General features: G+C 44.7%; 6 protein-coding genes and 1 pseudogene. 3 read left to right on the top strand and 4 right to left on the bottom strand.

Annotated elements, in window-relative coordinates:
- Nucleotides 1-464 precede the first annotated feature (464 nt).
- The 3 genes from IM479_RS08035 to pheS all read right to left on the bottom strand — a co-directional run bounded on the left by IM479_RS08035 (nt 465) and on the right by pheS (nt 3125).
- Nucleotides 465-1592, bottom strand: a complete 1128-nt coding sequence (locus tag IM479_RS08035) for an NAD(P)/FAD-dependent oxidoreductase (RefSeq protein WP_287685271.1) — start codon at nt 1590-1592, stop codon at nt 465-467.
- A 170-nt stretch (nt 1593-1762) separates the two neighbouring features.
- Entirely contained in the window at nt 1763-2107 is a 345-nt protein-coding gene (locus IM479_RS08030; protein WP_287685270.1) for a DUF4870 domain-containing protein, read from the bottom strand.
- Between the two features lie 13 nt (nt 2108-2120).
- Nucleotides 2121-3125 carry a phenylalanine--tRNA ligase subunit alpha gene (gene pheS / locus IM479_RS08025; protein WP_287685269.1) on the bottom strand — a complete coding sequence of 335 codons (1005 nt, stop codon included), beginning with the start codon at nt 3123-3125 and terminating at the stop codon, nt 2121-2123.
- Nucleotides 3126-3366: 241 nt separating this feature from the next.
- Here pheS and rbp point away from each other — a divergent pair, with 241 nt between their 5' ends.
- Complete coding sequence (rbp, locus tag IM479_RS08020) at nt 3367-3660, top strand: RNA-binding regulator (protein ID WP_286825731.1); 294 nt, start codon at nt 3367-3369, stop codon at nt 3658-3660.
- Between the two features lie 437 nt (nt 3661-4097).
- Entirely contained in the window at nt 4098-4262 is a 165-nt protein-coding gene (locus tag IM479_RS08015) for an Asl3888 family RNA-binding protein (RefSeq protein ID WP_002733784.1), read from the top strand.
- On the opposite strand, the gene IM479_RS08010 is transcribed toward IM479_RS08015, so the two are convergent.
- Entirely contained in the window at nt 4259-6958 is a 2700-nt protein-coding gene (locus IM479_RS08010) for a CBS domain-containing protein (protein WP_287685268.1), read from the bottom strand. The genes IM479_RS08015 and IM479_RS08010 overlap by 4 nt on opposite strands.
- Nucleotides 6959-7071: 113 nt before the next feature.
- Between IM479_RS08010 and IM479_RS08005 the strand changes: the two are divergent.
- Nucleotides 7072-7332: pseudogene (locus IM479_RS08005) on the top strand (copper resistance protein CopD); the annotation flags it as partial.
- Nucleotides 7333-7601 lie beyond the last annotated feature (269 nt).

Below are 7601 nucleotides of genomic sequence, written 5' to 3'. Positions count from 1 at the left end.
TTTTGCAGGAGTTCTATTTTCCGACAAAGATAAGTAAAAATTATTTATTGACTGCAAAAACTTGAGAATATTTAAATTAACATTCCGCAATATTTATAAATTCTTAAGAATTAATTGAGAAAGATTTTTATTTAACAACGATGTTATGATGGTTACAGCGCTTTTACTGAATTTCATAATGGGATATTCTTTGCTTTTTTGGGCAGCAATGGTTGAAACCCTTGCCACACCTAGAAGGTGATCCTAATTAAGACGGGTAAATCAGTCAATTTCACCAGCAATGATGATCTTTTTTTTATGTAGTTTTATTGCAAAAAAAAAGTTTTTTTGACAAAAAGCACAAAGTATGATATTAACTCAACGTATTTCTGGCTGCGAGTAATTATTGTAGAGAGGGGAGAGGGGAGAATAAATAAAAATAATCTCCTGACTCGGAGAATACTGACGACCGACTCCTAACTCCATCAACAAACTTTTTCAGCAAAACCTAAATTACCACTTAACATTTCCCTGACCATTTTAGCGGTAGCGGGGGCTAATAAAACCCCGTTGCGGTAGTGTCCCGTGGCCAGAATAACGTTATCGTATCCGGGCAAATATTCGATGATGGGAGCGGATTTTTTCTCCGGTCGCGGTCGCTTACCGGACCAAGTACGCACGATCGCACCCGCGGCCAAAGAGGGACAAAAAGCGATCGCCTGTTGATACACTTGCTCTAATAGGGCAGTATCGGGGATAATTTCGCCCTTTTCGTCCATAAATTCCACCGTTGCCCCAATCCAGTATTCCGCTCCGGCCAAAGGCAGAATATGCAGGTCATTTCCCGTTAAAATCGGCTTAAAATCGGAACTTTCTAAAGGTTGCGTCAATTTTATCTGCAAAGCTTGCCCTAAAACCGGTCGGATTTCCACTGGATGGCTAAGAGTTGCGGTTAAAGCAGTAGAACCAATTCCCGCACAAAGAATCAAAAAGTCGGTTTCCTCTATACCATTGGAACTATAAACCTGGGTGCATTGCCTCAAATTAGAGCCTTGAAGCTCTGTCTTCCCGAAATTTTCAACTTTTACCCCAAATTGACATTTAACCCCCCTTCTTGCCGCAGCAGCGACGAGAGCCTCCGTGAGCGCGGCCGGGTTAATTTGACGATCACTGGGAGAATAGATAGCACCCTGGAGATGATCGCTGGCCACTTGGGGACATTTTTGGGTTAAAGTCTCTTTATCCCATATTTCTAGACAATATCCCTGTTCTTGGCGGATTTGGGCTAACTTGCGCCAATTTTCTTCGTCTTCGGCACTTGATCGCAGTAGGACAATACCATCACGGTGACAGGGAATAGTCAGTCCGGTGAGGGATTCTAGCTCAGGAAGGAGGGTTTCGTAACGTTTTAAACTTTCTTGCCGCAGTTTCCAGGCTCTACCTTTAGTTTTATGGCTGATAATCCCCATTAAAATCCCTAGGGCTGCCCCAGTTGCTCCTTGTCCTGGTTTTTTTTCATCGATGAGGGTAATTTCTAATCCTTCGATGGCGCTTAATTCGTAGGCAATGGTGGCCCCCACTATTCCCGCACCGATGATGACAATTTTAGTCATAAGTACCTAAGCAAAATTAATTATACATTTCGATAAAGCTTTTGCCTATTGCCTCTTGCCTATCTTCACTAGGAAATTTATTTTGCATGACTACTTAAACTCCAGAGGCTATTTTTCTAGTGGGAATAGGACTAAAAAAGGGTTGAACAGGTTTCAACCCCGATAATTAATTACAGAACCCGGAAAATAAAAGGATAACGGAAAACCTTATAAGCATCTTTCCAGACTTGCAGGATAGCAAGAATGGGGAGAACAATGTTCACCACACCAAGAATCGCTAAGAGCAAATAACCGATTAAAACCCAAATTAGAATCCCAGCAATTAGGTAGTATAACCACATATTCAGGTGAAAGTTTAAAGCTTCTTTGGCGTTTTCCTTCACTGTTTCATCATCAGAAATGAAATAAATAGCTAAAGGAATTCCCACCGATACCAGCGTAGCACTCAAAAAGATCGAGGCATGACAAGCCACGGATAGGAGTCTTTTTTTGGTTAAATCTTCACTCATGACCATCGGGTTTATCCCCCTAAAATTGGCGGAGAAAGCGGATATCGCTATTATAACAACGGCGAATATCGTCTATCTCATGTAATACCATAGCAAATCTTTCCACGCCAAAACCAGCAGCAAAACCCGTATAGATTTGGGGGTCATAACCGACTGCTTTTAAGACATTGGGATCCACCATACCACAGCCCATCACCTCCAACCATTTGCCTTTCCACTGCACATCTACCTCGGCCGAGGGTTCGGTAAAAGGGAAGTAGGAAGCGCGGAATTTAACCGGTAAATCGGCCCCAAACATTTGCTTAAGAAATTCTTTAATTGTTCCTTTCAAATCCGTAAAAGTTAATCCCTGGTCCACCGCTAATAATTCCACTTGATGGAAAACCGCGGAATGGGTAGCATCAACGGTATCGCGACGATAAACGCGGCCCGGGGCCACAATCCGAATCGGGGGTTCGTGACTTTCCATGTAGCGAATCTGCACCGGGGAGGTATGGGTCCGCAATAAACGACCATCACTCAAGAAAAAAGTATCCTGCATATCCCGGGCCGGATGGTCAGCAGGGATATTTAAAGCCTCAAAATTATAATAATCGCTTTCTACCTGCGGCCCAGTGGCGATGCTGTAACCCAGACCGACGAAAATATCGATCATGCGATCAACTGTGCTATTTAAGGGGTGAATTCGCCCTAAAGAACGGCTAAGAGCAGGTAGGGTGACATCGAGGGTTTCCGCCGCTAATTTCGCCTGAATTTGGGCATTATTTAGACTTTCTCGCTGAGATTCCAGCAACGATTGCACTAATTCTTTTACCTGATTAGTGATCGCACCGAGGCGCGGTCTCTCTTCGGGGGTTAATTTGCCCATTTCCCGTAAAATCTGCGATAATTCTCCTTTCTTACCGAGATAATTCACCCTTAGCTGTTCTAAGTCTTCTAGGTTTGTTGTTTGTTCGATGGAATTTTCCGCTTTCGCTGCCAGGGTTTTGAGGGCAGTTTCGATCGGATGGGGGGATAAACTCATAATTAGGGCATTTTATAGGGCAGCATTCTAATCTAGTTTATCTGCTCAGGTGGCGAGAGAGGCAGAATCAATCAAAGCTAATAGCTATGTGCTAGGATGGAGATCGAGAATAAAAGTCGGCACTGCGGCTCGTTGTCAGTATTAATGGTCAAAGCATTTCTGTTTAGTATTGGTTCAGCTAGTTCCCGAAATCTTGGTTCTCTACAAATCTGTTGTTTTTATCTGTGCAAGGATAGGTTTTATGTCAATTTATGTTGGTAATCTCCCTTTCGAGGTTGACCAAGAGGATGTAGCGGAAGTTTTTACCGAATATGGTAAAATCAAGCGCGTTCACCTCCCCATGGATCGGGAAACGAAAAGAAAACGCGGGTTCGCTTTCGTGGAAATGGAAACCCCAGAGCAAGAAGCGAAGGCTATTGCCGCTCTTGACGGCGCTCAATGGATGGGACGAGAATTAAAAGTCAATCAAGCTCGCGAAAGAGAACCCAAATCTTCCTTTTCTGGCGGTGATCGCAGCCAAGATCGTCGCTACTAATCCCCAATCGTAACCATTCTAGGTTATCGGAAATTTGGGTTGAAAACCCCGTCCTTTTAGGACGGCTTTGTGGTAGGATGTTTGTGGGTGGTTCCGAGCGTGAGAACGTGAGGAAATAGGTTAAACGTCCTACTCCGTGATCTCAAAATTTCTAACAGTCAATGGTGTTCAATTAAGTCCAAGCTGTAAGAACGCAAAACAATTAAATACTGTGGGACACACAGAAATTTACGCTTGGGGAGTAGTCCATAAGAGTGCTTGCCTTATAGGTGTAGTCGGACTAGACATGAAACTGTAAGACCAAAATTAGCGTTGCTAGTGGAGGCAGGATTCAGCCCAAGAATCTCCGCACTTTTAGGGTGGAGAGTGTCAATGTCAATAGGGGAGGCGAGCGCTCGTTTCCCCGCTTGTCTATCTATTATCCCAAGGAGATTCTTGTGGCTAAACGTCGTAATTTGAAAAAAGAAAAAGCTGAACGCAACCGCGCCTACGCTCGTCAATTCCGGGCCGCCTCTAATCGTACCACCACCAGAGGAGGTAGAGGCGGTTATTCCAGCGATCAAAGACAATCTTCGGAAAATGAAGGGGCAGCCGATACCTAATCTGCTGACTTAGTTAATCTAGCAATAAAAGCCATAGCCTCGCTTTTATTGCTGACTATTCCATCTAAAGTCGCCCCCAAGACTGCCGCAAGTAACGATTTAAACTGGGGGCCTGGTTGATAACCCAAAGCTTTTAGGTCATTGCCGTCGATAGGAGCCTCGATCTGCGACCATTTAGTTAAATATTGCCAGATTAAAGCCCGCATCCTAGTCTCACTCCTCACCGCCACCAGTAACAAACTAGGAACCTTATAACCGTTGAAAAAGCTGACAATTTGACTAACGGGTCGATCATAAGCAAAATTATTGCTAATCTCCCTTTCCATAACTTCTAGTTTTTGTAAACGCTCCCCACTATCTTTGGGCAATTGTAAATTATTAGTGATCGCTATTCTTTCCCCCATAGCCAGAGAAGCGATTAATAATTCCAACCGCATTAACCAAGCATTCACCGGCAATTCCAGACTTAAACAATCTAACCAACAACTGAGACAGCGCAATTGTCGCCATAAAGCCCGATTTAAACTTAAATCCCCGTGTAAACAGTGCAAAGCCCCCAAATCGGCCAACTTTTCTAAGGCACTTTCCCAGTAATCCGCCTCTAAAATATAATTCAACTCCGCTTTTAAACGGGACTGTAAAGCCGGTGCATTCTGATTTTGTTGTCGTGAGCGATCATAAACTCCACTTTCGATCGCATACCTAATATAGCCTTCTGTCAAGGGTTCAATAACAAATCCTAACCGAGTGGCAAAACGCACCGCTCGATAGATGCGCGTCGGATCCTCGATAAAACTATTAGCGTGTAAAACCCGGATTTGTTGGGCGCGTAAATCCAACATACCGCCAAAAAAGTCGAGTAATTCCCCCTCTTTCGGCGAAGTTAGGCGAATTGCCAGAGCATTAATCGTAAAATCCCTTCTATACAAATCCTGTCGAATCGAACTAGCCTCCACTTGGGGATTGCTGGCAGGATAGGGATAGAATTCCGTGCGTGCCGTGGCGATATCCACCCATAACGAGCCAAAACGCTCATCTTTGTGCCATAACAAAGCCGCCGTCTGAAATTCCCCGTGAATCGATAACCGGGCCTCCGGATAAATTTCCTGTAAACAATTAGCCAATTCCACCCCCGCACCCACATCGGCGGCGCGATGGCAGCCATCCACAACTAAATCGATATCCTGTAACAATAAAGTATCCCTTTCTGTCGCTAACAATAAATCGCGCACCGCACCCCCAACCAGATAGAGATGCCAACCGCGTTTTTGAGCGGCAGCGGCGGCAGCTTGCAGGAATGACCATAAAATCGGCTCTAAACGCTCTTTAATCGCCGGTAAAAGACAGGAAACCAAAGCAAACCCTTCAAAACGCACCCGCTCATTTTGATGGATCTGTCTTAATACATCTGTACGAGTGACGATACCGACTAACTGCCCGTTTTCTAGTACAGGTAAACGCCCCAAATCGTACGTTACCATCAGCGACTCGATTTCCTGAAGGGAAGTGTCGGGGGTAATAGTTTTCGGATTACAAGTCATGTATCCCTTCACAGGAGAGCGAGAAAAGCCGTGATGCAGAGCTAAATCGAGGTCACGACGAGAAATCACCCCAACTAAGCGATCCTGCTCATCTACCACCGATAACCCCGAATGGCCGTAACGGAAAAGGATGCGCTCGGCTTGAGATATGGAAGTATCGGGACGAATTGTTCGCACCGGAGAAGACATTAAGTCCCTAGCAGTAGGAGAAGGTGGAATTTGGGCAATTAAGTCCCCTAGCAGTTGGTTTAACTGTTGAACTGGCTGAACATCGCGAAAACTCACCGAAGCGGCCTGAGCATGACCACCGCCGTTATAGGGGGAAAAAAGCCGATATAGATTCACCCCATCGATTCTAGAGCGACCAATCACAGTTAAACGCTGTCGGGACTTATCTTCCTCGTCTTTACTATAACTATGGCCGAAAAGGAGCGCATCACTATCGGATAATTCCAGTAGGCGCTCGGCCACACTAGACAAACCGGGGATAAAATCGGCAGTATGGAGGAGAACGTGGGCGATTTTACGGTCATGGATCGTTTTAATCTCTAGATTTTCCCAAGCAAGGCTAAATAACTCCTGTAAGCGCGGGGAAAAACTCGGTTGACAGTATTGGGCGATCGTTTTAATGTTAGCAGCACAGGTCATTAACCAAGCCAAAGCATAGGCATCCCTGGGGGTACTACCGGCAAAAGTCAGGGAACCCGTGTCAACGTGAATACCGAGTGCCATTACCGTCGCTTCCATCGAGTTTGGTTTAATGTCGGCTTTTTGTAAAGCTTCTACAATTAAAGTCGTGGTGGCTCCCACTGCTTCTAAATGGACGCTAGAGGCATGAATATCGCTTTCACTATCCAAATGATGATCATACAATTCGATCGCCTGTAAATGCCCTAAATCGAGCCACTGGGAAGCTTTTCCCAGACGCTCCCGCCACTGATTATCAACGATAATTAAAGAGCGAATACAGGCTGGATTGACACTACGCAGTTCAATTAAAGCGAATTCATCCCGATGCAGGGCCAAAAATTCCCTCACCGTCGGGTGCGCTCCCCCCGTTAACAAAATGCGACTACCCGCTTTCAGCAACGATAAACCCACCGCTGCCCCCAAAGCGTCAAAATCCGCCGTTTGATGACATAAAATTAAATCCATATTTTTTAGTAAGGAGAAGATATCAGGATTTTTTCTGTATCTATTGTTACTGAATACTCGGAAATAGCCGAGCCAAGGACTATAAGTTAGCAAATCATGACCAAGAGAAACCCATGTTGTTCAAAATTTTAGTAATTCTCCACAGCCTAGGGGCGACCGTCTGGGCCGGTGGACATTTATTGCTGGCAGTCACCGTTCTACCCCAGGCCCTCAAAAACCGAGAACCAGACCGAATTCGTCAATTTGAGCAATATTTTGAGGGTTTTGGGTTATCTGCTTTATTGTTGCAGGTAATGACGGGCTTAGGACTGACTTGGATTTATTTGCCCGGTTTTCGTAATTTTTGGTTATTTGATAGTTTTTTATCGGTTTATCGAAAATTTGGGTTAAAACCCCGTCCTTTGAGGACGGCTTTAAGCTACAATGGAAAAAGCGATAACCAAGCTAAAAACTGAACCTTGACCACAGATAGTAGGGGGTTTCGTTCAGAAAAGACTTCAAAGTCGGCCTTGAACGAGTAAAACTTTCTAGGAAATAAGGTGGAACATGAGATTTTTTCGACTTGTTCAAAGTGGCCGTCCGGCATTCGGACACTGAAAACGGACGGGTCGAAAGTGTCAGACTTAAGCAATTAAGCGTTTTT

Source organism: Microcystis sp. M165S2 (assembly GCF_020245885.1).
Lineage (GTDB): Bacteria > Cyanobacteriota > Cyanobacteriia > Cyanobacteriales > Microcystaceae > Microcystis.
This window is presented reverse-complemented; position numbering and strand designations above follow the sequence as displayed.